Origin of the sequence: Rhizobium sp. WYCCWR10014 (assembly GCF_001657485.1) — a bacterium.
Lineage (GTDB): Bacteria > Pseudomonadota > Alphaproteobacteria > Rhizobiales > Rhizobiaceae > Rhizobium.
Window position 1 is genome coordinate 228027 of sequence record NZ_LXFU01000048.1, and the last position, 26869, is coordinate 254895.

General features: G+C 61.6%; 30 protein-coding genes and 1 pseudogene. 20 read left to right on the forward strand and 11 right to left on the reverse strand.

Features of this window, described 5'->3' with window-relative positions; all coding sequences use genetic code 11:
• Nucleotides 1-14 precede the first annotated feature (14 nt).
• Entirely contained in the window at nt 15-626 is a 612-nt protein-coding gene (locus A6U98_RS27105; RefSeq protein WP_064654053.1) for a glutathione S-transferase family protein, read from the reverse strand.
• Between the two features lie 136 nt (nt 627-762).
• Here A6U98_RS27105 and A6U98_RS27110 point away from each other — a divergent pair, with 136 nt between their 5' ends.
• Nucleotides 763-1656 (forward strand): LysR family transcriptional regulator, encoded by an 894-nt coding sequence (locus A6U98_RS27110; RefSeq protein WP_064654054.1) that lies wholly within the window; start codon nt 763-765, stop codon nt 1654-1656.
• 3 nt (nt 1657-1659) lie between these two features.
• On the opposite strand, the gene A6U98_RS27115 is transcribed toward A6U98_RS27110, so the two are convergent.
• The 3 genes from A6U98_RS27115 to A6U98_RS27125 form a co-directional block, all read right to left on the reverse strand.
• Nucleotides 1660-2028: a DUF983 domain-containing protein gene (locus A6U98_RS27115; protein WP_027665144.1), complete on the reverse strand. Its 369-nt coding sequence runs from the start codon at nt 2026-2028 to the stop codon at nt 1660-1662.
• 329 nt (nt 2029-2357) lie between these two features.
• A complete protein-coding gene (locus A6U98_RS27120; RefSeq protein WP_064654169.1) occupies nt 2358-3761 on the reverse strand; it encodes a PLP-dependent aminotransferase family protein in 1404 nt (467 codons plus the stop codon).
• A 377-nt stretch (nt 3762-4138) separates the two neighbouring features.
• Complete coding sequence (locus A6U98_RS27125; protein ID WP_064654055.1) at nt 4139-5098, reverse strand: SDR family NAD(P)-dependent oxidoreductase; 960 nt, start codon at nt 5096-5098, stop codon at nt 4139-4141.
• Between the two features lie 124 nt (nt 5099-5222).
• Between A6U98_RS27125 and A6U98_RS27130 the strand changes: the two genes are divergently transcribed.
• A complete protein-coding gene (locus tag A6U98_RS27130; RefSeq protein ID WP_064654056.1) occupies nt 5223-6167 on the forward strand; it encodes an AraC family transcriptional regulator in 945 nt (314 codons plus the stop codon).
• Between the two features lie 156 nt (nt 6168-6323).
• Entirely contained in the window at nt 6324-7229 is a 906-nt protein-coding gene (locus A6U98_RS27135) for a S1C family serine protease (RefSeq protein WP_027685383.1), read from the forward strand.
• Nucleotides 7230-7299: 70 nt separating this feature from the next.
• On the opposite strand, the gene A6U98_RS27140 is transcribed toward A6U98_RS27135, so the two are convergent.
• Nucleotides 7300-8301: a LacI family DNA-binding transcriptional regulator gene (locus tag A6U98_RS27140; RefSeq protein WP_064654057.1), complete on the reverse strand. Its 1002-nt coding sequence runs from the start codon at nt 8299-8301 to the stop codon at nt 7300-7302.
• Nucleotides 8302-8509: 208 nt separating this feature from the next.
• Between A6U98_RS27140 and A6U98_RS27145 the strand changes: the two genes are divergently transcribed.
• Genes A6U98_RS27145 through A6U98_RS27155 form a run of 3 tightly spaced genes read left to right on the forward strand, consistent with a single transcriptional unit; the run spans nt 8510 to nt 11564 of the window.
• The gene (locus A6U98_RS27145; protein WP_047619719.1) at nt 8510-9424 is read left to right on the forward strand and encodes a sugar phosphate isomerase/epimerase; all 915 of its coding nucleotides are present in this window, start codon (nt 8510-8512) and stop codon (nt 9422-9424) included.
• A gap of 42 nt (nt 9425-9466) precedes the next feature.
• On the forward strand, nt 9467-10390 hold the full coding sequence (locus A6U98_RS27150) for a TIM barrel protein (protein ID WP_064654058.1): 924 nt from the start codon (nt 9467-9469) through the stop codon (nt 10388-10390).
• A 7-nt stretch (nt 10391-10397) separates the two neighbouring features.
• Nucleotides 10398-11564, forward strand: coding sequence for a Gfo/Idh/MocA family oxidoreductase (locus A6U98_RS27155; protein ID WP_064654059.1), 1167 nt, complete (start codon nt 10398-10400; stop codon nt 11562-11564).
• A gap of 98 nt (nt 11565-11662) precedes the next feature.
• Here the strand turns inward: A6U98_RS27155 and A6U98_RS37325 are convergent, their stop codons facing one another.
• From A6U98_RS37325 to A6U98_RS27170, 4 genes are all read right to left on the reverse strand, one after another.
• Nucleotides 11663-11833: a hypothetical protein gene (locus A6U98_RS37325; RefSeq protein WP_164986467.1), complete on the reverse strand. Its 171-nt coding sequence runs from the start codon at nt 11831-11833 to the stop codon at nt 11663-11665.
• Between the two features lie 66 nt (nt 11834-11899).
• Nucleotides 11900-12292: a hypothetical protein gene (locus tag A6U98_RS27160; protein WP_027685388.1), complete on the reverse strand. Its 393-nt coding sequence runs from the start codon at nt 12290-12292 to the stop codon at nt 11900-11902.
• A gap of 66 nt (nt 12293-12358) precedes the next feature.
• A complete protein-coding gene (groL, locus tag A6U98_RS27165; protein ID WP_064654060.1) occupies nt 12359-13993 on the reverse strand; it encodes a chaperonin GroEL in 1635 nt (544 codons plus the stop codon).
• 49 nt (nt 13994-14042) lie between these two features.
• On the reverse strand, nt 14043-14360 hold the full coding sequence (locus A6U98_RS27170; protein ID WP_064654061.1) for a co-chaperone GroES: 318 nt from the start codon (nt 14358-14360) through the stop codon (nt 14043-14045).
• Between the two features lie 512 nt (nt 14361-14872).
• Between A6U98_RS27170 and A6U98_RS27175 the strand changes: the two genes are divergently transcribed.
• The 6 genes from A6U98_RS27175 to A6U98_RS27200 all read left to right on the forward strand — a co-directional run bounded on the left by A6U98_RS27175 (nt 14873) and on the right by A6U98_RS27200 (nt 17462).
• Nucleotides 14873-15136: a hypothetical protein gene (locus A6U98_RS27175; protein ID WP_064654062.1), complete on the forward strand. Its 264-nt coding sequence runs from the start codon at nt 14873-14875 to the stop codon at nt 15134-15136.
• Entirely contained in the window at nt 15133-15468 is a 336-nt protein-coding gene (locus tag A6U98_RS27180) for a hypothetical protein (protein ID WP_064654063.1), read from the forward strand. Before A6U98_RS27175 ends, A6U98_RS27180 begins: the two co-directional genes overlap by 4 nt.
• Nucleotides 15465-15761, forward strand: coding sequence for a hypothetical protein (locus A6U98_RS37845; RefSeq protein ID WP_064654064.1), 297 nt, complete (start codon nt 15465-15467; stop codon nt 15759-15761). Before A6U98_RS27180 ends, A6U98_RS37845 begins: the two co-directional genes overlap by 4 nt.
• Nucleotides 15752-16027 (forward strand): DUF1488 domain-containing protein, encoded by a 276-nt coding sequence (locus tag A6U98_RS27190; protein ID WP_064654065.1) that lies wholly within the window; start codon nt 15752-15754, stop codon nt 16025-16027. Before A6U98_RS37845 ends, A6U98_RS27190 begins: the two co-directional genes overlap by 10 nt.
• Before the next feature lie 27 nt (nt 16028-16054).
• A complete protein-coding gene (locus tag A6U98_RS27195) occupies nt 16055-16897 on the forward strand; it encodes a transglutaminase family protein (protein WP_064654066.1) in 843 nt (280 codons plus the stop codon).
• 184 nt (nt 16898-17081) lie between these two features.
• Complete coding sequence (locus A6U98_RS27200) at nt 17082-17462, forward strand: VOC family protein (protein WP_064654067.1); 381 nt, start codon at nt 17082-17084, stop codon at nt 17460-17462.
• Nucleotides 17463-17469: 7 nt separating this feature from the next.
• Here A6U98_RS27200 and A6U98_RS27205 read toward each other — a convergent pair whose 3' ends face one another.
• Nucleotides 17470-18432, reverse strand: coding sequence for a LysR family transcriptional regulator (locus A6U98_RS27205; protein WP_064654170.1), 963 nt, complete (start codon nt 18430-18432; stop codon nt 17470-17472).
• A 123-nt stretch (nt 18433-18555) separates the two neighbouring features.
• On the opposite strand from A6U98_RS27205, the gene A6U98_RS27210 reads away from it, so the two are divergent.
• From A6U98_RS27210 to A6U98_RS27225, 5 genes are all read left to right on the forward strand, one after another.
• Nucleotides 18556-19956 (forward strand): MFS transporter, encoded by a 1401-nt coding sequence (locus A6U98_RS27210; protein ID WP_064654068.1) that lies wholly within the window; start codon nt 18556-18558, stop codon nt 19954-19956.
• A 94-nt stretch (nt 19957-20050) separates the two neighbouring features.
• Nucleotides 20051-20428 carry a hypothetical protein gene (locus A6U98_RS27215; protein WP_184501169.1) on the forward strand — a complete coding sequence of 126 codons (378 nt, stop codon included), beginning with the start codon at nt 20051-20053 and terminating at the stop codon, nt 20426-20428.
• Nucleotides 20429-20483: 55 nt separating this feature from the next.
• Nucleotides 20484-20819, forward strand: a complete 336-nt coding sequence (locus tag A6U98_RS38155) for a hypothetical protein (RefSeq protein ID WP_064654070.1) — start codon at nt 20484-20486, stop codon at nt 20817-20819.
• A gap of 476 nt (nt 20820-21295) precedes the next feature.
• Nucleotides 21296-21439 (forward strand): hypothetical protein, encoded by a 144-nt coding sequence (locus tag A6U98_RS37330; RefSeq protein ID WP_003557866.1) that lies wholly within the window; start codon nt 21296-21298, stop codon nt 21437-21439.
• 287 nt (nt 21440-21726) lie between these two features.
• Entirely contained in the window at nt 21727-22779 is a 1053-nt protein-coding gene (locus tag A6U98_RS27225) for a fatty acid desaturase (protein WP_082933996.1), read from the forward strand.
• 178 nt (nt 22780-22957) lie between these two features.
• Here A6U98_RS27225 and A6U98_RS27230 read toward each other — a convergent pair whose 3' ends face one another.
• A complete protein-coding gene (locus A6U98_RS27230; RefSeq protein ID WP_064654072.1) occupies nt 22958-23872 on the reverse strand; it encodes an SDR family oxidoreductase in 915 nt (304 codons plus the stop codon).
• 121 nt (nt 23873-23993) lie between these two features.
• Between A6U98_RS27230 and A6U98_RS27235 the strand changes: the two genes are divergently transcribed.
• The 3 genes and pseudogenes from A6U98_RS27235 to A6U98_RS27245 all read left to right on the forward strand — a co-directional run bounded on the left by A6U98_RS27235 (nt 23994) and on the right by A6U98_RS27245 (nt 26823).
• Nucleotides 23994-24554: a TetR family transcriptional regulator gene (locus A6U98_RS27235; protein ID WP_064654073.1), complete on the forward strand. Its 561-nt coding sequence runs from the start codon at nt 23994-23996 to the stop codon at nt 24552-24554.
• A 61-nt stretch (nt 24555-24615) separates the two neighbouring features.
• Nucleotides 24616-24771 (forward strand): annotated as a pseudogene (locus tag A6U98_RS27240) (IS701 family transposase); the annotation flags it as partial.
• A gap of 90 nt (nt 24772-24861) precedes the next feature.
• Nucleotides 24862-26823, forward strand: a complete 1962-nt coding sequence (locus A6U98_RS27245; protein ID WP_064654074.1) for an elongation factor G — start codon at nt 24862-24864, stop codon at nt 26821-26823.
• Nucleotides 26824-26869 lie beyond the last annotated feature (46 nt).

The following is a 26869-nucleotide window of genomic DNA, read 5'->3' on the forward strand; positions in this document are numbered from 1 at the left end:
GTCCCGGCGGCTTTTCATGCGGCAAGACCGATCTTCGTCCTGCGAAAACCGACGAAGCCCGGCAGCGCCTCGATACGAGCAAGCCAGGCGCGCACCGCCCGATAGGCCGAGGTGTCGACATTGCCCTCCGGCGCATTGGCGATGTAGCTGTAGAGCGCGATGTCGGCGATCGTCGCATTGTCGCCGAGCAGAAAGCGGCGAGCGCCCAGTTCCGCCTCGACCAGTGCGAGAATGCGGTGCGCCCGGGCGATCACCTCGTCGGTGCGAAAATCGGCGCCGAAGACGGTAACCAGGCGCGCAGCACAGGGACCGTAGGCGATCTCGCCTGATGCAACCGAGAGCCATTTCTGTATGCGGGCCGCTGCCACCGCTTCTTCCGGCAGCCAGTCGGTGCGGCCGTATTTGCGCGCGAGATAGACGAGGATGGCGGAGGAATCGGCGATGACCGTGCCGTTGTCGTCGAGCACCGGCACCTGTCCAAAGGGATTGAGCTTCAGAAAGTCCGGCGTCTTGTGAGCGCCAGCCGCCAGGTCGACCTCGACCAGTTCATGGGGCACGCCAAGCAGCGACAGGAACAGGTGAGCCCGGTGGGCATGGCCGGAAAGCGGGTGGTGATAGAGTTTCATGATGGTTCCCTGGTCTTCTAATCGACGCGGTTTGGCGATGGCCGCTTCGAACCATCTGCGGTAATTTACTGCCTTCCACCTGGCTGCAGTAGAATGCTAATCTGGAAGGCATGTTACCAATTCATGGAAGGATAGAATGGACCGACTCGACGCCATGACCGTGCTTCTTGCCGTTGTCGAACAGGGCAGCCTGTCGGCCGCCTCACGGCATCTCAGATCCCCGCTCGCAACCGTCAGCCGCAAGGTTTCGGAACTGGAAACACATCTCAACGCCCAACTGCTGCAGCGGAGCAACCGGAAGATCACGCTGACGGAAGCCGGTCGCTCCTATGTCGAGGCGGCACGGGAAATTCTCGATCGGGTGGAAGAGGCGGAACGGACGGCGGCCGGCGAATATAGCGCCCCGAAAGGCGAACTGACGATGACCGCGCCGATCGTCTTCGGGCGGCTGCATGTCCTGCCTGTCGTGGTGGATTTCCTGAAAGCCTATCCCGATATCAATCTGCGGCTGATGCTTGGCGACCGGCTGTCGAACCTCGTCGAGGATCATATCGACGTGGCGCTCAGGATCGGCAATCTGCCGGACAGCAACCTGATCGCCACAAGGCTCGGCGCGATCCGCCGCACGGTCTATGCCAGCCCGGATTATCTCGAGCGGCACGCCCTGCCCCGGCATCCAGGCGATCTAACCGCGCATGACTGCGTCACTTTCGAGGGCATGGCCTCGATGCTGAACTGGACATTCACCGAGGGCAAACATGATCTCACGGTACCGATCCGCTCACGGCTGGCCGTCAACACCGCCGAGGCGGCGGTCGATGCGGCTGTCGCCGGCCTCGGCATCACGCGCGTACTCTCCTACCAGGCCGCACGCGCCGAGACGGCTGGTCTGCTGGTGCCGCTGCTCCAAGATTTCGAACCGCCGCCGGCGCCGGTGCATCTGATCTATCCCGCGCAGGGACTGGTGCCCCTGAAACTGCGGGCGCTGCTCGATTTCGCAACGCCGCGCCTGCGCGCGACGCTGAGATAGGCGTCAGGCAAGCTTACCCTCTTCCGCCTTGTAAAAATACTGGCTGGCCACCAGCCAGCCCTTCAGCGGCCGCAGCGGCGGAATGCAGGTGGCGAGCATGAAGGGGCCGGTGACCAGAAGCTGCACCCAGATCGGCGCCGAAAAGGCCACCTCCAGCCAGACGCCGAGCAGCACGCTCGGGATGCAGGCGAAGCAGATGACGAAGAAGGCCGGACCGTCAGCCGGATCGGCGAAGGAATAATCGAGACCGCAGACCTCGCATTCCGGCTGCAACGTCAGGAAGCCCTTGAACATATGGCCCTGGCCGCAGCGCGGGCAGCGTCCCTTGATGCCGGTCTGCATCGGAGGAAGTGGGGGATATTCCGTGTCCATGACGATCTCGCTTTCTTGCTTCGCAAACATCGATGCCATCAATATTCACAATGACTGCATGCAATATAATTACATTATAGGGAACTTACCAGTCAATTCGCCAGAATGCCGCAGAGCTCCTCAGCGCATGCCGGCAGCAAGCTGACTGCAGATTGATCAAGCGGCATTTGGGGCGCAGCCAGGCCTGGCAGCCAGGGCGAATCAGACGTGAACGCGGTGGTCAACGTGACGGTTACGCTTCGCCCATGCCCGGATAGATCTGGGCGCGACCGATCTGATCTCAACCGCCTCCGGCTTTCGTCCCTGCCTGTTCAGCCCGGGGTTCCGCCTCAGAAGAACGACGCCGCCATTTCCGGCGGGCCTTCCAGCGCATGGGCCATGAATTCCAGTGCGCCCTGCAGTTTCTCCCGGGTGATCGGTCCGCCAAGGCAGACACGCACGGCCTCGGGCGCCGTGCCCTCGACCGTGAAGGCATCGCTTGCGACGACGCCGATGCCGGAAGAACGGGTATGGCTGCCGAAGGTGGAGCGGGTCCAGCCATTGGAGAGCGGCAGCCAGATGTTGAAGCTGATCGGATCGGCGCGGTAGCTGCCGTCCGGCAGGATGGCGGCGACCATTTGCTGGCGGGCGGCGGCCTCGGCACGGATGAAACGCAGGATCGTATCGGCAGTGCCGTCCTCGACCCAGCGGGTGGCGAGCGCCACGGTCAGCGGCGAGGCCATGACATTGTTGGCGCGCATGGCGCTGACGAAGGGCCACACGGCCTTGCTGTCCGGCGCCACGACATAGGCAAGGCGCAGACCCGCGCCGATGCATTTCGCCAGCCCGCCGATATGCCAGGTCAGATCGGGCGCCGTCGCCGCGAGCGGCGCCGGGCCGTGCTGCGGAATGAAGCCATAGGCATCGTCTTCGACGATCGGCACGTGATATTTGCGGGCAACGGCGCAGATTTCCTCGCGGCGCCTGGCCGGAATGGTCAGCGTCGTCGGGTTCTGCAGCGTCGGATTGAGATAGAGCGCCTTCGGCTTCAATCTCTCACAGGCCTCGGCAAAGGCGTCCGGCAGGATACCGTCCTCGTCCATCGGCAGGCCGGTCAGATTGAGCCGCAGCTGGGCGGCGATCGAGCGCATGCCGGGATAGGTGATGATTTCCGAAAGCACGGTCTCGCCCGGTTTTGCCAGTAGACCGAAGATCGCCAGCAGGGCCGGATGGGCGCCAGGTGTGACGAAGATGCGCTCCTGCGAGGGCACCAGCCCGCGACGGCTGAGCCAGGAGGCAGCAGCCTCCTTGTCCATGCTGGAGCCGCCGAAACCCTGGTAGCGCAGAAGTGGAATGAGGTTCGCCGTCACCGCCGACATGCCCTCGCGCATGCGGGCGATCAGCTCGGGATCATCCGGTTCCGGCGGCATGTTCATCGAGAAATCGACGATGGAGGCGCGGCGGGGATCGGGCGCGGCGTCGGGCGCGAAGCCCTGGCGTTCCTTGTCCGCACCACCGGTGACGAAGGTGCCGCGGCCGACATGCGAATCGACAAGCCCGCGCTTCTGCGCCTCGACATAACCTCTTGCCACCGTGGTGAAATCGACATTCAGCCGCTTGGCGAGTTCGCGTTGCGGCGGCAGCCGGTCCCCAATCACCAGATGCCCGCTGCGCAGATCCATTTCGATCACATCGGCGATCGCCATATAACGGGGGCTGCTGCTGCGGCTGAGATCGGGATGCCAGTCTTTCATGTCGTGATCCGTGTCGGTCTGATTCCTGATGAGATTGACCGTATATTGTTGCACAATGCCGCTGTCACGAAAAATGTCACGCGCCAAGTCCGGCGAACGACGCAGGACGGAATGGCGCAGCTTTTGCGCGTGCCTTGAAACGTTTTCATGACGGATTGTCGCCGGACTTGACTGCTATCTGCGCAAATACAATCTGGCACGGCGACCGCGCCGTCGCAGGCCGATTTCGGCAGCGTGTGCGCCAATGACGTGCTGACGATCTGCTCGGCTTGCCGATCGGGCTTTCACCCGAGAAGGTCCGGGTGATGCGCGAGGACGGCAAGACAATCGGCAGCGTCTTCAGCGCGCCTTGACGAGGGTTGCCGCGAACTATGGCTTCAGGCGTACGCCGCGAAAGCGTCGATGCCGGTCAGCCTTGCCGACAAGATCCACAGGCGTGCCGCCTCCTCGGGATTGGCTGCATGATCGCTGATGCCGCCGGGTTCTCCATCCTTAGCACGGATGGCGATATCGCAGTCCTCGCAATAGAGGCCTCCCATACCGTCAAGTTGCGGCGAGGTCGCCGCCCAAACCTGCGTCGCTGCCCCCTGGGCTGGCGTCTTGAATGTCGGATCAATCGGCTTGCCGTCTGCATCGATCCAGCCGGCACTGACCATTTCCTCCTTTGCGAGATGGCGCTGCAAGGGGGTAAAGATCTTGCCCGGGTGCAGCGAGAAGGCGCGGATGCCGGTGTCGCGCCCGAGCCTGTCCAGATGCACGGCGAACAGTGCGTTGGCGGTCTTCGACTGACCGTAGGCCCGCCATTTGTCGTAACCGGTCTCGAATTGCACATCCTCCCATCGTATGGCCGAGTTGTGATGGCCACCGGAGGAAACCGAAACGATGCGAGCGCCGGGCGAGATCGCCGGCCAAAGGCGGTTGACCAAGGCGAAATGGCCGAGATGGTTGGTCGCGAACTGTGCCTCCCATCCGTCGCCGATCCGCGTTTCCGGGCAGGCCATGATGCCGGCGCTGTTGATCAGAGTGTCGATGCCGCGGCCAGACGCGACGAACCGCTCGGCAAAGACGCGAACGCTTTCGAGGTCGGAAAGGTCGAGCCGATCAATCTCTACGCCATCGATACCGGCGACCGCGATGCGCGCCGCCTCGATGTTCCTTGCGCCGATGGTCACCTTGGCGCCGGCGCCCGCCAGAGCGCGCGTGGTCTCGAGCCCGAGGCCGGAATGGCCGCCGGTGACGATGGCGCACTTGCCGGAAAGATCGAGACCGGCCAGAACCTCGTCGGCCGTCGTGTGGGCTCCAAATCCGGAGCCGATGGGGACTTGTTTGTCATTCATGATAATTACCTTTGTTCTGCGACCTTGCCGTCGCTCGGGATGACGGTCGCGAGAATAGGGCGTGGTCTCCAGACGATCCATGCGCTAAAATCCGACATCTCTTCGCCATCGTCCGGATTTTTACATGGACCCGTTATCCGATGTTCTCGCATTGCTCAAACCGCGCAGCTATGTTTCCGCGGGGCTCGACGCTGGCGGCGCTTGGGCGATCGATTTTCCGCCCCCGGATGGCATCAAGTTCAACGCGGTGATTTCAGGCGCGTGCTGGCTGAGTGTCGATGGCGTCCCCGAAGCTGTCCGCCTGGAGGAAAGCGACTGCTTTCTGCTGACGAGCCGCCGAGCCTTTCGTCTCGCCAGCGATCCGGCTCTCGAAGCGATCCCGTCCGAAGCGATCTATTCGATCGCCCGCGACGGCATTGCGACTTGCAATGGCGGCGGCGATTTCTTCCTGATCGGCAGCCGTTTTTCCTTTTCGGGAGGAAATTCGGACATCCTTCTCGGAATCCTGCCGCCGATCGTCCATGTGAAGAGGGATTCCGATCACGCCGCCGTGCTGCGCTGGTGTCTCGATCGGATGACGCGCGAATTGCGCGACCAGCAGCCAGGTGGCTTTCTGATGGCGGAGCATTTTGCTCATGTCATGCTCATGCAGGTGTTGCGCCTCCATATCGCATCGCCGAATGCGCGCGGCGTCGGCTGGCTTTTTGCGCTTACCGACCGGCGGATCGGTGCGGCTATCGGTGCCGTGCATGCCGATCCAGGCCGCAGGTGGACGCTGCAGTCGCTGGCTGAAAGGGCCTCGATGTCACGGTCCAGTTTTGCTCTCCACTTCAAGGAAAAGGTCGGGCTTGCGCCGATGGATTATCTGACGCGCTGGCGCATGCTCCTCGCAGGTGACCGATTGACAAACTCGGCCGAAGCAATTGCCGGTGTCGCCCTGTCGCTCGGTTATGAATCCGAAAGCGCATTCAGCACCGCTTTCAAGAGAGTGATGGGATGCTCGCCGCGGCAATATGGTCGCGCTCAGCCGCCCGCCGGTGCCATGCGAGATAGGCTCGGCGCTCAGTGAAACCTTGACTGGTGCGGGCATCGGAGGGAGGTCGCGCGTTGGCCTGCCGAAATTCCCTCCGATACGGTCTTGCACCCGCCATCCATTCTCTTACCTATTCAAGGAAGAATGCGCCGGCTTTCGGCCCTTCGCGTCGGCGCCCATCGGGATGAAAGCATGAATATCGATCCGATTTTGCGGTCAGTCGTAGCTGTCCGCTCCTCCATTCCGGAAGATGCCTTCACGGCGGAGACGCTGGGCACTGTCCGGGAGGGCAGCGGCGTGGTCATTCGCGACAACGGACTGGTGCTGACCATCGGTTATCTCATCACCGAGGCCGAAGAGGTCTGGCTGACGACCCATGACGGGCGGGTGGTTCCCGCGCATGCGCTTGCCTATGATCAGGAAAGCGGTTTCGGCCTGGTCCAGGCGCTTGGCCCCTTGAACGCGCCGGCGGTGGATCTCGGCAACGCGGCGACGGCCAAGGCCGGCGACCCTGTCGTGCTGGCGGATGGGATCGGTGAGTTCGTCGAGGCAAACATCGTCGCCCGGCAGGAATTTGCCGGCTATTGGGAATATCTGCTGGACGAGGCGATTTTCACAGCACCGGCCCATCCCTCCTGGGGTGGCGCGGCGCTGATCGGTTCGGACGGCAAGCTTCTCGGTATCGGTTCGCTTCGCCTGCAGATGAGCCATGGCGACGAGGTTGCGGATATCAACATGGTCGTGCCGATCGACCTTTTGCCGCCGATCCTCGACGATCTCCTGAACCGCGGCCAGGTCAACAAGCCGCCGCGGCCCTGGCTCGGCGCCTTCTCCGCCGAGAGCAATGGCGGCGTGGTGGTCATGAGCGTGGCCGAAGGCGGTCCGGCCGCCCAGGCGGGACTGCGTCAGGGCGATATCATTTCGGAGATCCGCGACGAAGAGGTCGATGGCCTGGCCGACTTCTACCGCAAGCTCTGGAGCAGCGGCCCGGCCGGCGCCGAAATCCCGATGCGCGTCCTCAGGAACGGCCGGGAAGCCTGGCTGCGCATCAAGTCCGCCGACCGCAACAGCTTTCTCAGAAAGCCGCAGCTGCAGTAAGGTCGCGCCAGCGTCCGTGAAAGCCGCTGGTGCTCATTCGAGCGGATTGTCCGGGCATCCTTATCCCGCCTCAGAGATTTTCCGACGTGATCGTCAGGAAGCGCACCGGCTCGGCGCTGACCTCCACCTCGATAAGGCCGAGCCTGTTCAGGGCAAGGTCTATCGATCGCCTCGCCTGCACCTCCGGCGCCTGGTCGAGCACGATCGACATGATGCCACGACGGAGATAGTCCTGCGTCTCTCCCGTCAATTCGTGGCCGACCCAGAACGCCCGCCTGGCCTTGTTTGTCTCGAGCACGCTCGCAACACCCTTGTTATCGCCGCCCGCACTATAGACGCCGATGATGCCAGGCTCCCGCCGGAGTGCCGCTTGCAGCAACTCCATGGCATTGTGCTCGTCATCGAGGTCGAACATGACCTCGATGAAACGATGGTCGTTTGAACCCTTCTCCGAGAGATAGCTGGAGAAGCCGCGAATCCGCTCCTTGTGGTTCTCATAGGCGCCGCTATGGCAGAGAGCGACGAACGAACCAGTGCGCTGCGCCAGCATGCCTGACATGTAGTGAGCCGCCGTGCGTCCGGCGGCATAGTTGTCGATGCCGACATAGGGCAGTTCCGAGGCTGGACGGGTCATGATCTGAACGACGGGAATGCCGAGACCGGCGGCCTTGCGCACGCTGGTGACGACATCGGCATGGTCGGGCGCAACGACGATCAGCGCCGACCGGCGCGCCGTCGGATTGGCGATGTAGTGGGCAAATTGCGCCGGCTCGTTCTCGCGGACGAAGGTGCGGTGAACGGTGATGCTGTCGTCAAGCGAGGCGGCGATGCGCTCGAACGCCCGGTTCAGACGCGAATAGAAGCTGGTCTCCGGGCGAACGAGGATGACCTCTATCCGGATCAGGCCGCGATGGGCGACCGGCAGGCTTTGCCGGTATTCAAGCCGTCTTGCCGCCAGGAAGACTTTCTCCACCGTCTCCGGCCGCACGCCGCCGCGGCCGTTAAGGACGCGCTCGACGGTCGCTGTGCCAACGCCGGCTTGGCTTGCGACATCCTTCAAAGTCACCTTCATCAGGGCTCACTCACTCCCAAAGCTGACAGAGCAGAGCATCGGCGCGCTGTGTCGTCAATGATCAAATTTGATCAAGGAAGCATTGGAGCATAGGGGCGCCGCGGCAGTATCGTGCCCGCAATCCGGGAGGAGCACCGGACGTCCAAAACAACCGAGATCAAGGATCATCCGCCGGCGCGAAGCGGCCGGGGGATGACGGAGGAGCCAGATGAAGATCGCACTCGACCCGCATATGCACCGTCACCTCAACCTGCGCGACCTCTGCCGCAAGGCAGCGGAACTCGGCTATGAGCATATCGAGCTTTCACCGCGCGACGATTTTCTGCCCTGGTGGGTGCGCCCGCGGGCGCACAAGGAACGCATCGCGGAATTCAAGGCGGCCCTGAAGGATCACGGCGTCCAGCTCGCCTCGATCCTGCCGATGTATCGCTGGGCGAGCCCGCATGAGGACGAGCGGCAGGCCGCGGTGCGCTACTGGAAGGAAGCAATCGCGATCGCCGCCGAAATGGGCTGCGATACGATGAACTCGGAATTCGGCCGCGGGCCGTCGCCGGATCGCAGCCACCGCGCCAGCTGCTGCGGCGGCATGCATACCCACGAACACAGCGAGGCTGCCTGGTGGCGCTCGATAGAAGAGCTCGTTCCGGTGTTCGAGCGCGAGGGCGTCACGCTCAACATGGAACCGCATCCGGAAGATTGGTGCGAAACGCTGCATCCGGCGATCGACATGCTGAAGACCATCGGCTCGAAGAACGTCAAATTCCTCTATTGCGCGCCGCATACCTTCTATTTCGGTGACGACATGGCGCGGATGATCCGCGATGCCGGCCCGCTGATCGCCCATGTGCATGTGGCCGATACCTATAATCACAAGGCGTCGTCAGGGCTGCGCTACATCATCAATCCGCCGGGCGCGAAGGTCACCATCCATCAGCACATGGATATGTACCAAGGCGAGATCAATTGGGATGTCTTCTTCTCCTCGCTCGCCGCGGTCGGGTTCGACGGCATCATCACCGCCTGCGTCTTCGGCTGGGAAGAACGTGCCGACGATTCCGGGCGCTTCATGCGCTCCGAAATTCAAAAATATGTCGACAAATACTGGCCCGGGAAACTTGGCTGATCGCCAACATCCGTCCCGGCACCCACTATCAGGAATAAAACCGTGACCATCACGATTACGACAGCCCCCTGCTGCTGGGGCGTGGACGACGTCAACAATCCAAACCTTCCCTCCTGGGAACGCGTCTTCGACGAGGCGGCGGCGGCCGGCTATGGCGGCCTCGAACTCGGGCCGTACGGCTACGTGCCGCTCGATGATGCGCTTGTTGCAAAGGCGCTCACCGAGCGCAATCTCTTCATCGTCGCCGGCACGATCTTCGACGATCTCGTCTCTCCTGAAAACCGGGAGACATTGCTGCGGCAGACGGACGAAATCTGCGCCGTCATCACCAGGCTGCCGCAGCCGGAACAGGTGGCAGGTCAGCGGTTCAGGACCCCCTATCTCACGGTTATGGACTGGGGGCACGACGAACGGGACTATGCTGCCGGCCATTCCGATCGTGCGCCGCGTCTCGATGACAAGGCCTGGGCCGGGATGGTCGCCAATATCACGGCGATCGCCGAACTCGCTCGGCAGAAATATGGCGTGCGCGCCGTCATCCACCCGCATGCGGGCGGCTATATCGAATTTGCCGATGAAATCGAGCGGGTGGCAGGTGACATTCCGCAGGAGATCGCCGGCTTCTGCCTCGACACCGGCCATAGCTATTATGCCGGCATGGATCCCGTGGAAATGCTTCACCGCTATGCCGACAGGCTCGACTACGTCCACTTCAAGGACATCGACCAGAGCGTCTTCGACCGTGTGCTTGGCGAGAAGATCCGCTTCTTCGAGGCCTGCGGACAGGGTGTCATGTGCCCGATCGGCCGCGGCGTCATCGATTATCCCGCCGTCAAGCGAACGCTCGAGGAGATCGGCTACCACGGCTTCATCACCGTCGAACAGGAGCGTGATCCGAGGAATGTCGCCGGCAGCCTCGAAGATGTGAAGCAAAGCCGCGATTACCTGCGGTCGGTCGGATTTTAGGGAAAAGATGATGACGAATGACAGGAGAAAGCCGATCCGCTGGGGCATGGTCGGTGGCGGCAGAGGCAGCCAGATCGGTTATATTCATCGCTCGGCAGCGCATCGCGACGACGTCTTTGCCCTTGCCGCGGGTGCCTTCGATATCGATCCGGAACGCGGCCGCGCCTTCGGCGTCGATCTCGGGCTCGACGAAGCCAGGAGCTACCGGGACTATGCGACGATGTTTGCCACTGAGGCCGGGCGAGCCGACGGCATCGAGGCCGTGTCGATCGCAACACCCAACAATACGCATTTCGCGATCTGCAAGGCAGCACTCGAACATGATTTGCATGTGATCTGCGAAAAGCCACTCTGCTTCACGATCGCCGAAGCCGAAGAGCTGAAAGCGCTTTCCGAGGCGCGCGGCCGTATCGTCGGCGTGACTTATGGCTATGCCGGCCACCAGATGATCGAGCAAGCGCGCGCCATGGTCGGGAATGGCGATCTCGGCGAGATCCGCATCGTCAACCTGCAATTCGCCCATGGCTTCCATAGTGCTGCGGTGGAGGAGCAGAACCCCTCGACGCGGTGGCGCGTCGATCCGAAATTCGCAGGTCCCAGCTATGTCCTCGGCGACGTCGGGACCCACCCGCTTTATATCGCCAAGGTCATCCTGCCGCACCTGAAGATCAGGCGTCTCCTCTGCACGCGTCAGAGCTTCGTGAAAAGCCGGGCGCCGCTCGAAGACAATGCGGTGACCCTGATGGAATATGATAATGGCGCAATCGCCACCATCTGGTCGAGCGCCGTCAATGCCGGCTCCATGCACGGCCAGAAGATCCGCATCGTCGGCTCGAAGGCCAGCATCGAATGGTGGGACGAGCGGCCGAACCAGCTATCTTACGAGATACAGGGCGAACCGGCCCGCATTCTCGAGCGCGGCATGGACTATCTCTATCCCGAGGCCAGGATCGACGACAGGATCGGCGGCGGCCATCCGGAAGGTCTCTTCGAAGCCTGGGCGAACCTCTATCGCCGCTTCGGCTTTGCCATCAACAGAGAGCGCGGCCTCGCTCCTGCGGGGATCGAAGAGCTGGTCTTTCCCGATGTCGATGCCGGACTGGAAGGGGTCCGCTGGGTGGAAAACTGCGTGCGGTCCGCCGATGCCGGCGGGGTCTGGCTGGATTATCGCTAGGTCTTCAAGAGCCGCGGTGTGGCCCTGTCCTCAAATCGCGCCCTATGCCGGCGTTACACCGCCGCGCTGGAGGCATGTTCAAGGACATCAGTCCACACTCAGATAAGCGGGTCGTCATCTTCCGTTGCTTGCGGCGGGCGGCGACGCGTGCTGTCGTTGGCGGCTTTCTTATGCTCGTCGGCAGCTGCCTCGCGGATTTTCTGGAAGCGGTTGTCGCCGGCGTCTTCTGCGGGGGGCTGCGGGTCGCTCTTTTTCACGAAACGGATCATAGGTCATTTCCTGCTTTGAGAGTGGATGCGCTCCGCACCATATCGGAGCGCCCTAGAAAAGCGGTGTCAGACGGCAAGCGCGGTGGCACAGGCTTGAACACTCCGGCTGTCGGGTGAGGTCTGCCCAGGCATGGTCGCCCAACCGCCGGCCTCGACGAACTGCCGCTGCTTGTAGCCTTCGGTAATCGCCTTGAACTCGATCAGTTTAGCGCTCGCATCCGGCGCCGCATTGAACCGCTCGACGCAAATGGCAGACGCCAGCTCTCCGCGGGCAACGTCGCCGGCGGCGACTGCCGCTTTGGTTGACGTGCCGCCTGTTACCCAACCTCCCCAGCTGAAGCCGATAATCATCGTGGCGATCGCCGTGACGACGCAGGCCCAGACGAGAAGCGTCTTGGATGGCTGGTAACTGTCGAAACGCTGGGTGATCGATGTCTTACTGCTGCTCTGCACGGACATTGGAATTCTCCCTGTCTATTGATCGGGTTGCGCCGTCCGGCGACGCCGGAACGGTTCAGGCTGTTCTCAGTATCCCATATCGCCCATGCCGCCATTTCCGGCTGCAGGGGCGGAGTCTCTTGCGGGAATGTCGGCGATCATCACCTCGGCGGTGATCAGCAGCGCCGCAATCGAACCGGCGTCCTGCAGAGCAGTACGCACGACCTTGGCGGGATCGACGATGCCGGCGTCGATCATATCGACATAGGTCTCCGTCTGGGCGTCGAAACCTTGGTTGTGATCATTGCTGTCGGCAAGTTTTCCGACGACGATGGAGCCTTCGAACCCGGCATTGTCGGCGATCTGGCGGATCGGGGCTTCGAGCGCCCTGAGCACGATCGAGATGCCCGCCGTCACGTCGGCGTTCTCCCCGGTCAGGCCCATGAGCGCCGACTTGGCGCGCAACAGTGCCACGCCGCCGCCGGGGACGATGCCCTCTTCGACCGCCGCACGGGTGGCGTTCAGCGCGTCGTCGATGCGGTCCTTCTTTTCCTTGACTTCCGTCTCAGTCGCGCCGCCGACGCGGATGACCGCGACGCCGCCGGCAAGTTTCGCCAGGCGTTCCTGCAGCTTTTCCTTGTCGTAGTCGGAGGTGGTCTCCTCGATCTGCGCCTTGATCTGCTGGATGCGCGCCTGGATGGCCGCTTTGTCGCCGGAGCCGTCGATGATCGTGGTGCTGTCCTTCTCGATCAGCACGCGCTTGGCGTGGCCGAGCATATCGAGCGTGACGTTGTCGAGCTTGATGCCGAGATCCTCGGAAATCATCTGGCCGGCCGTGAGTACGGCAATGTCTTCCAGCATGGCCTTACGGCGATCACCGAAACCCGGCGCCTTGACGGCTGCGACCTTCAGGCCGCCGCGCAGCTTGTTGACGACAAGCGTCGCCAGCGCCTCGCCTTCGACGTCCTCCGAGATGAGGAGCAGCGGCTTGCCGGTCTGTACGACGGCTTCCAGGATCGGCAGCAACGCCTGCAGGCTGCCGAGTTTCTTCTCGTGAACGAGGATATAGGGATCCTCCAGTTCCACGCGCATCTTCTCGGCATTGGTGACGAAATAAGGCGAGAGATAGCCGCGGTCGAACTGCATGCCCTCGACGACGTCGAGTTCGGTCTCGGCGGTTCGCGCCTCTTCGACCGTTATGACGCCCTCATTGCCGACCTTGTCCATCGCCTTGGCGATCATCTCGCCAATGGCGGCGTCGCCATTGGCGGCAATGGTGCCGACCTGGGCGATTTCGCCTGACGATTTGACCTTCATCGCCCGCGCCTTGATTTCCTTGACGACGGCGATAACGCCGAGATCGATGCCGCGCCTCAGATCCATCGGGTTCATCCCGGCAGCGACGAGCTTTGCGCCTTCGCGGAAAATGGAGGCGGCGAGAACAGTTGCCGTCGTCGTGCCGTCGCCGGCAAGATCATTGGTCTTCGAAGCCACCTCGCGCACCATTTGCGCGCCCATGTTCTCGAACTTGTCGGCGAGCTCGATCTCCTTGGCGACGCTAACGCCGTCCTTGGTAATGCGCGGTGCGCCATAGGCCTTGTCGATGACGACGTTGCGACCCTTCGGACCAAGCGTCACCTTGACGGCGTTGTTGAGCAATTCGACGCCGCGCAGCAGGCGGTCGCGCGCGTCGGTGGAGAACCTGATTTCCTTGGCAGACATGATATTTCTTCCCAGTTCGGTCTTGAGATGCTGGTCACAAATTCGACGCTCAGGCGGCTTTGTCGGCAGCCGCTTGGGTCTTTTCGACGATGCCCATGATGTCGGTCTCCTTCATGATCAGAAGGGTTTCGCCATCGATCGTGACCTCTGTCCCCGACCATTTTCCAAACAGAATGAGATCACCGACCTTGACATCAAGCGGGACCAGATTGCCGCTTTTGTCGCGCAGGCCCGGGCCGACTGCGACCACTTCGCCTTGCTGCGGCTTCTCCTTGGCGGTGTCTGGAATGATGATCCCGCCCTTGGATTTGACATCGCCTTCCGCACGTCGAATGACGACGCGGTCGTGAAGTGAACGGAATTTCATAGAGGTCTTTCTGCTGCCGGCGCATAGGGCGGCTGCAACTCATAAATAGCACTCGTGGCACTCGATTGATAGGAGTGCCAAGAAATATTATTCACGCAGGAATTTTTTTGAGATATTCAGGAAATCAATCCGACCGAATATTTTGTAATAATCAGGAACTGAATAGAATTTTTTGCGCCGTCGCGTCCAATTTTATTTACATGAACGAAGAGTTAATTTGGCGTTTTTCATAGATAAATCAGAATTTATCTTGATTTAAACTCAATCGAGGCGCAATGATAGGCCTCGTCGATTTGGCCGACTTGGCTTCGCGGTGTCAGAGACCTACGACCCGCCATCACCACTGAATTTTCGACAGCGATCCATGACGTCGTTCCGGCGTTGAGTTCGACTGTTCCGATCCGGAATGATCTTGGCGCTGACCGCGGATGTACCGGCAGCCTCGAGTTCGTCCGGTTCGGATCTCAACGATACAGGAAACACATCGGTGTATTCCTGCGGAGGCCTCAGCCGTGACAAGTCGCACCACACAAACCGTCGTTCGCTTTTCATCCCCATTCCGCCTGCCCGGTTTCGACGGGGCGCAGCCAGCCGGAGAATACCGCGTCGATTATGACGAGGAATTGATCGATGGCGTTTCCAGGCTTGCCTGGCGACGGGTCGGCGCCTTCATCCACCTGCCGGCGATAGCCGCGCAGAGTTCGACGCAGCAGATGATGCCTATCCACCTGTCAGATCTCGAAACCGTGCTCGAAAAGGACCAAAAACCGTCATGACCGCTACGCGCATCCCGCAACGCAATGGACGCTCAGCCCGGCGCGAGGCAGCAACACATATCTTCAAGGTGGGGCAGACCGTCCGGGTGAAGGACGGATTCCTAGTCGTTCCTTCAAAGCTCCCCGACACATACCGCATTACCGCCACGCTGCCTCTCAGAGGAAATGTGCTGCAATACCGCATCCGCAGTGACGATGAACGTCATGAACGGGTCGCGACGGAGGATAGCCTGGAACTGGTAAACCTATCGCCCGCCGGCAGCGGCGCAACACTGATCGAGAGGACGTTTGGCCAAGGCCACGGCCCGAATGACGAAAGGTTGACATCGTGAACAGCCATGAAGACGAAGCCGAACGAAGACGGAATGCCTTTGCCGTCCACACATGGGAAGCGCCCGGCCGCTACTCGATGGAGATCGAACACGACCGCCGGATCGAACCCGCCCGTTCGTGGACCGTCTATCGTGTTTCTGCAAGCGTTCCCGTGCACGCGGACCATGCGGAAGCCGGGGAAGACATGATGTCCTTCAATCTCCTCAACATAGGATATCGGAAGGAATGGCTCAGGCTGTCGGCCACCGCTCGGAGTGCTCGCAAGAGCCCGCCGGTCCAACCATGGCGCTAGCCTTCCTGAACCAAAGCCGTAGTTTCGATGCGGCGAGAAATGCTGTGCGCTTCGTTGGTCATGACGGCATGTTCCAGGTGCTGTTCTTCATCGAGGTTGGCGCGCTGGCGAAATCCGACGCCGCATTGCAGAGAACCGAGCCTTCGGAAACGCGGTGGCTTTTGTCTTTCGACGCCCTGCGCAACTCCATTCAGGACGTGGCACACAAAGCCTATTCCTACCGCCGCCGCGCCTTTTACACTCTAACTGCGGCGGATTTCCGCTAGACGGATCCGGACGCGCGAGAACGCTCCATGTTGATCCGTTACGGCTATGAAATCACGCTGACCTGCCCACAGCCGACCGCATTGGTATGTCTGTTGTCGGTGCATGAGGATCGTGCGGCCGACATCAGAGTTCCGGAAACGGTATTCACCACGCCCGATGTTCCCACTTCGACTTATCGCGACCTCTTCGGCAACCGCTGTCTTCGGCTGGTTGCCCCGGCGGGCGACCTGACCATATGGGGCGATGCGACGATCGAAGACGACGGCAAACCGGAGAGGTCGCTGCCAAGCGCCAGAGAACTCCCCGTTTCGGAGTTGCCGGATGATTGCCTCGTCTACCTGATGGGCAGCCGCTATTGCGAGACGGATCGCCTCAGTCAAATTGCCTGGGATATGTTCGGCACCGTCTCACCCGGCTGGGGCCGCGTTCAGGCGATCTGCGACTTCGTTCACGGCCATATCCAATTCGACTACATGCAGGCGCGATCGACGCGGACAGCCTTCGAGGCGTTTCACGAACGCGTCGGTGTCTGTCGCGACTTTGCGCATCTCGCGGTGGCGCTATGCCGTTGCCTCAACATTCCTGCCCGATATATCAATGGCCATCTCGGCGACATCGGTATTCCCGTCGTCGATCCGATGGACTTCAGCGCCTGGATCGAGGTCTTCCTTGACGGCGCATGGCATGCATTCGATCCGCGCAACAACACGCCGCGGATCGGTCGTATCATCGTCGCACGCGGGCGCGACGCCGCCGACATACCGCTCATCAATTCCTTTGGACCGCATGTGCTGAAGGCATTTCGAGTCTGGACCTATGAGGTGACGGAGCTGCAGCAGATGCAAAGCGTCGCCGAGGGCGCTGTTTAGAACGAGACCTGGGCGGATGCGGCAATGTCCAGCCTCAGGCTTTGCCGCAGGCGGCATCTGTCGTAGAACGGCCTGTCCCACATAGTTTTGCACAACATGCTTTAGAACGCGGTTGAAAGATGTCGGCGCCGAGCCATCTTGGGTGTGGGCAGTCATTAGCGGAAGATAGGGAGTTTCGCAGTCCATGTTCGATCATATTTCCATCGGCGTGAAAGACCTCGAAAGAGCCCGCCGTTTCTACGATGCGGCGCTGGCGCCGCTCGGATATGAGCGCCTCTCCAATTCCGGCACCACGATCGGCTACGGCCCGGAAACGGTCGGGCTCTGGGTGATGCAGGTTGAACAGCCTGTTGTTGCCGACATGCGATCCGGGCTGCATTTCTGCTTCGTCGCGCCGAACGAGGCCGCGGTCGATGCCTTTCACGCGGCGGCCGTCGCATCCGGCGGCACGGATAATGGTGAACCGGGTATCCGACCGGATTACGGGCGCTTCTATTATACTGCCTTCATCATCGACCCGGACGGCTATCGCCTCGAAGCTTATTTCCACAAAGGCGAGCTATAACGGACCGTCAGGCAGCGGCTCTCGGAATGGATACGCAGCAGCCGGAAGCATCGAGCGCCTTATTGGCTACATCGATGAACAGGCGACGGAACCAGCGCGCCCGGCCGTCCGTCTGGTCGACTCGGCGATAAAGCATCGTCACGGGATCGGACGGCAGCGAAAGCGGCGGCTCGCAAAGCATCAGCCCATGTAACTGCGCCATGCAGCGACCGATCGATTCCGGCACGGTGGCAATGGCGGGCATCGCCTTCAGCACCATCGGCAGAGCGGAAAAGCGCGGGACGGTCGCCACCACCTGTCTCACATCGCCGGTGCGGTTCAGCGCCATGTCGATACCGGTCGAGGTGTTGCCTTCGAACGAGACGGTGACATGCGCGACATTGGCGAAATCCTTGAGGCTCAACGGCGCCTTCAGCCCGAGCTGAGCTTCATCGTAGATGCAGATCGAAACTTGGTCGAACAGCGGCGCGCGAATGTGCCAGGAGGCGGGTTCGTCATGCATCGCGACGCTGAAATCGAAGACGCCTTCATCCAGCCGGCGTGCGGCATCGCGCTTGTCAGAGGCGATACCGATCAGCCTGGCGCCGGGTGAAAGCTGGAGAAGACGGGCGGCAAGCGGGCCGAAGAAGGCCGATTCGAGATTGTCGCACATGCCGATGCGGAACTCGCCCTGCCAGCTTGCCGGATCGAATTCGGCCTGCGGGCGGATGGCGCGCTCGATGCCCGACAGCGCATCCTCGATCGCCGGAGCGATGGAAAGGGCGCGCGGCGTCGGCTGCAGGCCGCGCCCGACACGCACGAACAATTCGTCGTCCAGCGCCTCGCGCAGGCGTCGCAAAGCGGCCGAAAGGCCCGGCTGGCCGAGCAGCAGGCGCTCGGCGGCGCGACTGACATTGCGCTCCTGCATCAGCACCGAAAAGGCCAGCAAGAGATTGAGGTCGATCTTCCGAAGCGTGGCATCATTCATCATCATCAGTAATACCTGGCATGGCTACTATCAATTTGCAATAGGAATGAAAGCTGTACATTTTCTCGTTCCCTGCCGCCCGGCAACCTCCCCCGATGAGGCGGCAGCAAAGAAGGAACGATTTCGATGACTCTTTCCAAATCGCGAAGCGGAGCGGGGCTGGCATTGCTGCTGCTCTGCGCCGCCAATTTCCTCGACGCCATGGACGTCTCCACCATTGGCGTTGCCTTGCCTGCCATCCAGGCCGAACTCGGCATGGAGGCGACATCGCTGCAATGGGCCGTCAGCGCCTATGTGCTCGGTTATGGCGGCTTCCTGCTGCTCGGCGGCCGGGTCGCCGATGTCTTCGGCCATCGCCGCGTCTTCCTCTGGTCGCTGGCGATCTTTGCCGCCGCCAGCATCGCCGGCGGCTTCGTCGACAGCGGGCCGACGCTGATTGCCGCCCGATTGGTCAAGGGCATTGCCGCCGCCTTCACCGCGCCTGCCGCCCTTGCGCTGCTGCTCTCCGTCTTCGGCGAGGGAACGGCACGGGCAAGGGCGCTCGGCGTCTTCTCCTCCACCGGCGCCGCCGGCTTCGTGCTCGGCATGGTGCTCGGTGGTGCTGCGACGATTATCAGCTGGCGGGCGACACTGGTCATGGGCGCGCCCGTCGCCATCCTGACGCTTTTCGTTGCGCCACTGGTGCTGCCCGCCGACCCGAAAAGGACGGGACCGCGGCCGGCCTTCGACTGGGCCGGCGCGCTGACGATCACCCCTGGGCTGCTGCTCTTCGTCTTCGGCATCACCAATGCTGCGGCCGCCGGCTGGCAGGCTTTTGCGACCTGGGGTTCGCTCGTCGCATCGCTGGCGCTGATCCTGCTCTTCCTCGTGGTCGAGGCACGGCATGCCGATCCAATGGTGCCGCTCGGCATGTTCCGCCGGGCCAAGCTCCGGCATGCCAATGCCATTGCCGCCCTCTTCCAGGGCGCCTATGTCGGCTTCCAGTTCCTGGCGACGCTCTATTATCAAAACGTCCTCGGCTGGTCGGCCTTCACCACCGGCTTCTGCTTTGCGCTTGGCGGCGTATTCGTGATGTTCCTGGCGCCACGTTTCGCGACGCTCGCGCAAAATCGCGGCGCCACCGGGCTGATGGCGGCGGGTGTCGGCCTGCAGGCGTTCAGCTATATCTTCTGGGTGACAGCACTCGGACATGTCGATCCGATCCTGCTCGTGCTGTTCTCGCAGATCCCGCTCGGCCTCGGCTACGCCCTGACCTACCCCTCGGTGCAGGTTGCGGCCCTTTCCGATGTGGAGGATGACAAGGCGGGGCTCGCCTCCGGGCTGCTCTTCGCCTCCTTCCAGATCGGCGGCGGCATCGTGCTTGCGGCGGCCTCGGCAGTCTTCGGCGCCGCACCGCATTTCGGCTGGGATCCCTATGTCGCCGGCATCGCCTTCGTGGCGCTGCTTGCGGTGGCGATTACCTTGCTTGCAGCCGCCGGTCCGCGGACATCGGCCGCCCGGAGACCCAGCTATCAGGCGGCGGAATGACCATCATCGGCCCGCACCCTGACCGGTGCGGGCTGCTCGTGAACCGAAGCGATAGCCGCAAAGAATCCCGTTGCGTTGCCTGGGTGAAAGGCGCATGGTCGCAACTTCGGCAGCCAGTGTAAGGGCGCTGCCGACTGAGGGTTTTTATACCCTTGCCCCGATGAAAGGAGGACCGATGTCTTCCACTTTCGAAAAGCCGCATCTGACTTCGTCGGATCTCGACATGCTGCAGGGTGTGCTCGACGACGCCGGCTACGACGCCAAAATCCTGATCGGCAACGAACGTGTCTTCAACGTCGCGGCCATACTGTTGATCAGGCTGTTCGAAGAGGGCGTCACCTCGCCGGCCATGCTCTCACAAGCGCTCGAACACCATTTCGGCAAGCTGAAGACGCCCCCGAAGCCGGTAACCCCCGTCTTTAACCGATATGCGATACAGGGATTGCCCCGCGAGAGACGCGCCGCCGGCTAGCGGCAATCGAGCCGCCGGCTAGCGGCAATCGAGCCGCCGGCTCCGAAGGAATATTGTGCGAAAAACCCTTTTGCTTTGTATCTGCGTCGCAGCGGCCGGTTATTTCGGATGGGTGCAATTCGGGGCTTACCACCAACGACAGCAAGCTAGAGATCTTGCAGACATCGACAGGGAGCGCCGGGTGGCGCTCCTGGAAATCGATGGCTGTCAGGCGAAAGTGGACTTGCTTCTGTCGATGACAGACCGCCTGCTCAAGGCCGGCGGCATGCTGGTGCCGCTCGATATCGCACGGGACATAGAACTCTGTCTGGCCCGCGGCATCATGTCGACGTCAGGCCTGGCAGAGCTGCAAAGAACGAAGCTGATCCGCCTGTTTCCCGTGAATGACTAAGGCGGTCGCAATTTTTCAGATTAGCTTCTCGCGCTTTCGGTCTTTGTTTTTAAGCATATCGTCATCGCAAAACCGCTGCATAGTTTTACACGGCATGCGTTATGCCCTGTGGAAATATGGCTTTCCTGCGGCGGCGGCCTTAATGGCACCTCAATTTTACTCTATAAGGAGGGCTCGCTGATTTGGCCGATGCGGCATCTGCGGTGACCGGATTTCCGGCCCCGCCATTTTCCCGATCGCGAAAGCATGGTGACGTCCCGTCTCAACGTCGGGTTTGGCTTTCGGTGACCTCTCCGGTCATCCGCCTCCAGACTGCGATGCGGTTTCAGCAGGCATCATTTTCATTCCATCCCTGCGGCCCGGTGTTGTCGGGCTGCCCTCATGCCGATCCCGCGACCTCCGATCGCGACCGACAAACGGGGCGAATACCACGCAGGCTGCGGCTTTCAATTTCGATCTAAAGGGAGATTTTATCGATGGCAAAAGGACAAGTAAGAAGCAATCGCGAGGTCCGGAAGCCGAAGAAGGACAAGCAGGAAGCGAAGGTGGAAAGCACATTCGCCAACCAGATGAAGACGGCGACCAAAACCGCCCCGCAGGGCAGTGCTCCAAAGAAATAGAACCTCTTATCGAGCCGCCGCTCTCGCCCTCGCTGCCCGTAACAGCGCAAGTGATAGCGCGTCCTCACGGACGCGCCGGCGTCCCATTGACATGTCTTTAGAAAAACAGGAAACGCTGCAACCATGACCACTCTTCTTACAATGTACCACTACGACTATCCGCTCTTCCTCATTCGTTCGGCCGTAGTGATCGCACTCGGCCTTTCGGCTATCGTGGCTTTTCACGGCGTCACTCTGTGATCGAATCTGCGCGCCGCAGCGAGTGCGAGGAAATCCAAGTGGCCCCTTTGGGCGAGCCTGACGAAAACCCGGAGCGATCCCGGGAGAATGCCGAGCTTTTCGCTGAAAAGCGCTGGTTGAAAATCCTTGCCGGATATCGCCAGCCACGAACCGGACGCAGCGCTTTCGAGCTTGCCGTCACCGTCGTCCCTTTCGCGCTGTTCTGGGCTGCCGCCTGGGCAGCCGTTCATTACAGCTTCTGGCCCGGCCTGATCCTCGTCCTTCCCGCCGCCGCCTTCCTGCTCCGACTGTTCATGATCCAGCATGATTGCGGCCACGGCTCGTTTTTCGCCCATCGCCGCGTCGACGATTGGGTTGGACGCACGATCGGCATCCTGACGCTGACGCCCTACGACTATTGGCGCCGGGCGCATGCGGAACACCACGCCTCGGCTGGAAACCTGGACGAACGCGGCGTTGGCGACATCGAAACGCTGACAATCGCCGAATACAACGCATTGTCGCGCTGGGGCCGCCTTGGCTACCGTCTCTACCGGCACCCGATCGTGATGTTCGGGATCGGCCCGGCGTGGCTGTTCCTCTTCAAACAGCGCCTGCCTTTCGGCATGATGCGCTCCGGCGCCCTGCCCTGGGTCTCGACCATGGCGACCAATCTTGCCATCGCACTGGTCGCCGCGTTGCTGATCTGGGCGGTCGGGATCGTCCCCTTCTTACTGGTGCATCTGCCGACCGTGCTTCTGGCAGGTGCTGCCGGCGTCTGGTTGTTCTACGTGCAGCATCAATTCGAGGAAACACATTGGTCGAAGAAGCCGGACTGGCAGTTCCAGCATGCGGCCCTTCACGGCGCCTCGCATTACGACCTGCCGCCGGTGCTGCGCTGGATCACCGGCAATATCGGCATCCACCACGTGCATCATCTGTCGAGCCGGGTGCCCTACTACCGGCTGCCGGAGGTGCTGCGAGACCATCCTGAGCTTGCCGATATGGGCCGCATCACGCTCATGGAAAGCCTGCGTTGCGTCAAGCTGGTACTGTGGGACGAACAGACGAAGCGGCTGGTCTCGTTTCGCGACGCTGCGCGCCTCGCCGCCGCCCGGTAACGGGCTTGAGCGGTTCAGACGACATCATGCTCAAATTTAGATTTTAGGCCGATCCGGCCTAAAATCATGCTGTTCTAAAGCGCGTCGCGATCTTTCAGATTCGCTTGTCGTGCTTTAGGCCTTTGTTTTTACGCATGTCATTGTCACAAAACCGCTTCACACTTTTGCGCGACATGTTTTAGCGATAACCCGTCACATCCGCCGGTCTGCCGGGCTCCTGCACTTCCACCATGTAGCGCCAGCAATCCGGCCGCGAACCGTCGATATCGTCGAAGCCATAGGTCTTGGCGATCGCGCCGCTCGACAGCGATTGTCCGTTCCAGCGGGCGCGGTCGGGATCGGCGGCGATGGCCGCAACGGCGCGGCCGACGAAATGCGGCGTTTCGGAAATGGCGAAATGCGGCTGCACCTTCGTCGCCTCGCGCCAGTTCTCCTCGCGAACACCGTAAGCCTCCAGCATCATTTCGGAGCGCAGCCAACCGGGCGTGATCGAAACGGCGGTGGCACCGTGTTTCGCCAAATCTTGCGCATGCGCCCAGGCCATGCGGGTGACACCTGTTTTGACGAGGTCGTAAAAGGGTGACAGCCGGTAATGGGTGGCATTGTATTCGGCCGTGCCGTCGGTCATCTCCACCAGCAGCCCGCCGGGCCGCTCGATCATCAACGGCAGGGCGTAATGGGCGGTAATCAGATGGGTCTCGATGCCGAGCCGCAGCATACGCAGGCCCTTGTCCAGCGAATGCTCCCAGACGGCCTTGTCCCATTCGAACAGTTTCTCGCAGCCCCATATGTCGTTGACGAGAATATCCAGCCTGCCGGCCTCGCCGCGGATGCGGGCGACCAGCGCCTCGACCTGTTCCTCGACGAGATGATCCACCTGCACGGCAATGCCCTTGCCGCCGGCTGATGTCACCAGCTCGGCCGTCTCCTCGATCGTCTCCGGTCGGGCATACTCGGATTGCTGGGCGCGCGTCGTGCGCCCGGTCACGTAGACGGTGGCGCCGGCGGCGCCGAGTTCCACCGCGATGCCTCGGCCGGCGCCGCGCGTAGCACCCGCCACCAAGGCCACTTTCTCCCGCAAGTTCGCTGTCACTTCTCCATCCTCCACGCTAGAACGGCCTTCATGCCGTAATGAAAAGCGCTCGGCTCAGCCGACTCTCCTTGTATATAAACGAATGATCGTTTATATACGAGATAGATGCAAGAGGAATTTCATGCCGCGCCGCCGCACACTGTCCGATGAACAGCTTCTCGCCATGGTGCTGGCGCTGGTCCACGCCGAGGGGCCGGATGCGGCGACCTTTGCGGCGGTGGCGAAAGCCAGCGGACTTTCCGGCTCGACGCTGGTGCAGCGTTTTGCCACGAAAGCGGCGATGCTGCGCGCCGCGCTGCTTTATGCCTGGGACAGGCTGGATGCGGAAACGGCGCGGCTTGCCGAGACCGTGCCGAAAACCCCGGAAGGCGCCATCACGCTGCTCGTCGGCCTGTCGCAGGATTACGGCGACAATGCCGCCGCCTATGGCGAGGGACTGCTGGTGCTTCGCGAAGACTTCCGCGATCCGGTGTTGCGCGCCCGAGGAGCGGCCTGGGGAACGGCGCTGACGGCGGCGATCGCTCGATGTTTCGGCTCGGCGAAGGCGCCGGAGACGATCGCCGGGCTGATGCTGTCGCTATGGCAGGGTTCGCTCATCTGGTGGGGTTTTGGCGCCGAGGGGCCGGTGGCCGCCTATGTGGAGGCGGAACTGAAGCGCTTCCTGACAGCAGTGAAGCCCTGATCCCCGCTTAGACTAGAATTACAGCTGCATATGGTTGGAATATCTGACTCCATGGGTTTCCATGATCCGGAGGTCATGGATGACAGGCGTATCGATTGAGGCGACGCTGGAGCTTTGGGCTTCTTCGTTGCGTGACGTGAAAGCGCGAATGCGGCCGCTGTTCACGCAGGAGCGGGTAGCGAATTCAGCGAGCCAACTCCTGGACGGTTTGCTGGGAAAGAGCGCGAACACCTCTGGCGCCTTGCCGCGGTTCAGGGCATCCTAATGATGGCTGAAAATTGTGTTTATGGCAGTTGGAGGAATGCCGATGCGCTGCTTTACCGTGCTTGGACCCTCGCAGACCGGAAAATCAACAGTCGTGGAAAAGCTCGGCTCCCTGGAGGGGGCGCCGAGAAAATCCAGCTCCCCATATGGATTGAAGCTTGCAGAATTCACCTTTGGAAACGAGGCGTGGTGTGCGCTGGATGCGCCAGGACCCAACGAAGCGTTAGCGCATGCACAGCACGCGCTTCTTGCCAGCGACGCCTGCATCCTGTGCGTTTCATCGGCACCCGAGGAGGCTGTGCTCGCCGCGCCCTATCTGCGGATAGTCGAAGCCTCGGGGACGCCGTGCATCCTCTTCGTCAACCGAATGGACGAACCGAGAGGGCGGCTGAGGGACGTGATCGCCGCGCTTCAAGACTACGCCAACCACACGTTTTTGCTTCGCCAGATCCCGATCCGCGAGGGGGACAGGATCATAGGCAGTTGCGATCTGATTTCGGAACGGGCGTGGCGCTACCGGGAAGGCCAGACTTCGGCGCTGATCGCAATCCCCGAAAGCGCCGCCGAGCGCGAGCACGAAGCGCGCAGCGAGCTCCTGGAACACCTGTCTGAATTCGATGACTGGCTTCTCGAGGAATTGATCGAAGATCGCGAGCCGCCCAGCGACGCGCTCTATGCCATTTCATCGCGGGTTCTCAGGGAAAACAGGATTATTCCCGTCCTGATCGGTGCCGCAAGTCACGGCAACGGCATGATGAGGCTGATGAAGGCACTGCGCCACGAGGCGCCGCCGGTGGGGGTTCTTCGACAGCGCCTGGCGCGTGCGGGCAATGTCGATGAAAACAAGCTGACCGCCGTGAGCTTCCATGCCTATCATCGCCAGAATGTCGGTAAGACAGTGCTCGTGCGCGCGCTTGGCGAGGGACTGCGGCAGGGCGCATCACTGGGCGGCTCCAGCCTCGGCGCCGTACAGCATCTCACAAACGGGCGGTCCAATTCGGCGGTTGTGCCTGCGTCGGGGGATGTGTTTGCGACGGTCAAGTCCGACCACTTGCCCGTCCCTTCGCTGTTGACATCAGACGCGGTGGTCGCCCCGCCTGAATGGACGGAGCCACCCACGCCGATGCTTGAAAGGATCCTAATCCCAGGCAGCGAGCGCGATGAAAACAAGCTCTCCGAAACGCTGGCAAAGCTTTCCGAGACGGATCGCGGCCTAACGGTCTTGAAGGAGGAAAGCACCGGCGCCCAGCTCGTCTGCGCCCAGGGGCCGGTGCATCTGCGCGATCTCTGCAGAACCCTGTCCGACGTGTTTCACATCGACGTAACCGATCGGACACCCAGCCCGATCTACCGCGAGACAATTGCGAAACCATCTGAGGTTCATTACCGTCACCGCAAACAGACCGGCGGTGCCGGACAGTTCGCGGATGTGAAGCTGAGCATTCGCCCCAATGAGCGCGGCCGGGGTTTCACCTTTAGCGAAACCGTCAAGGGTGGCGTCGTTCCGCGCAACTACATCCCTGCTATCGAAGCAGGCGCGCGCGAAGCGATGGAGAAAGGGCCGCTTGGCTTTAAGGTCATCGATGTCGGCGTAACGCTGTACGATGGTCAGCACCATGCCGTCGACAGTTCGGAACACGCCTTCCGGACTGCGTCGAAAATGGGAGTGCGACAGGCGCTTTCCGAAGGGTCGGCCGTTTTAATGCAACCGGTCTTCCGCAGCGAAATTCACATTCCGTCGATCTACTCCGGCAGCCTCGTCCAGATCGTCTCCGCTCTCAAGGGTCAGGTTCTCGGCTTCGACCGGGATGAAACCGCTAAGGGATGGGACATCTTCCGGGCACTCATTCCGGGCGGCGCACTTGACGATCTGGCGCGGGCGCTGCGCTCGGCGACGCAGGGCATTGGTTACTTTTCCAAGACCTTCGATCACTTCGAGGAGCTATACGGCAAGGAAGCGGACGCCATCGTGAGAGCACACGAGGAACCAGGCCTCGCACACTGAAACGTTCGCGCCACGTCATACTCGTTAGCAGAATGGGGCTCATGTC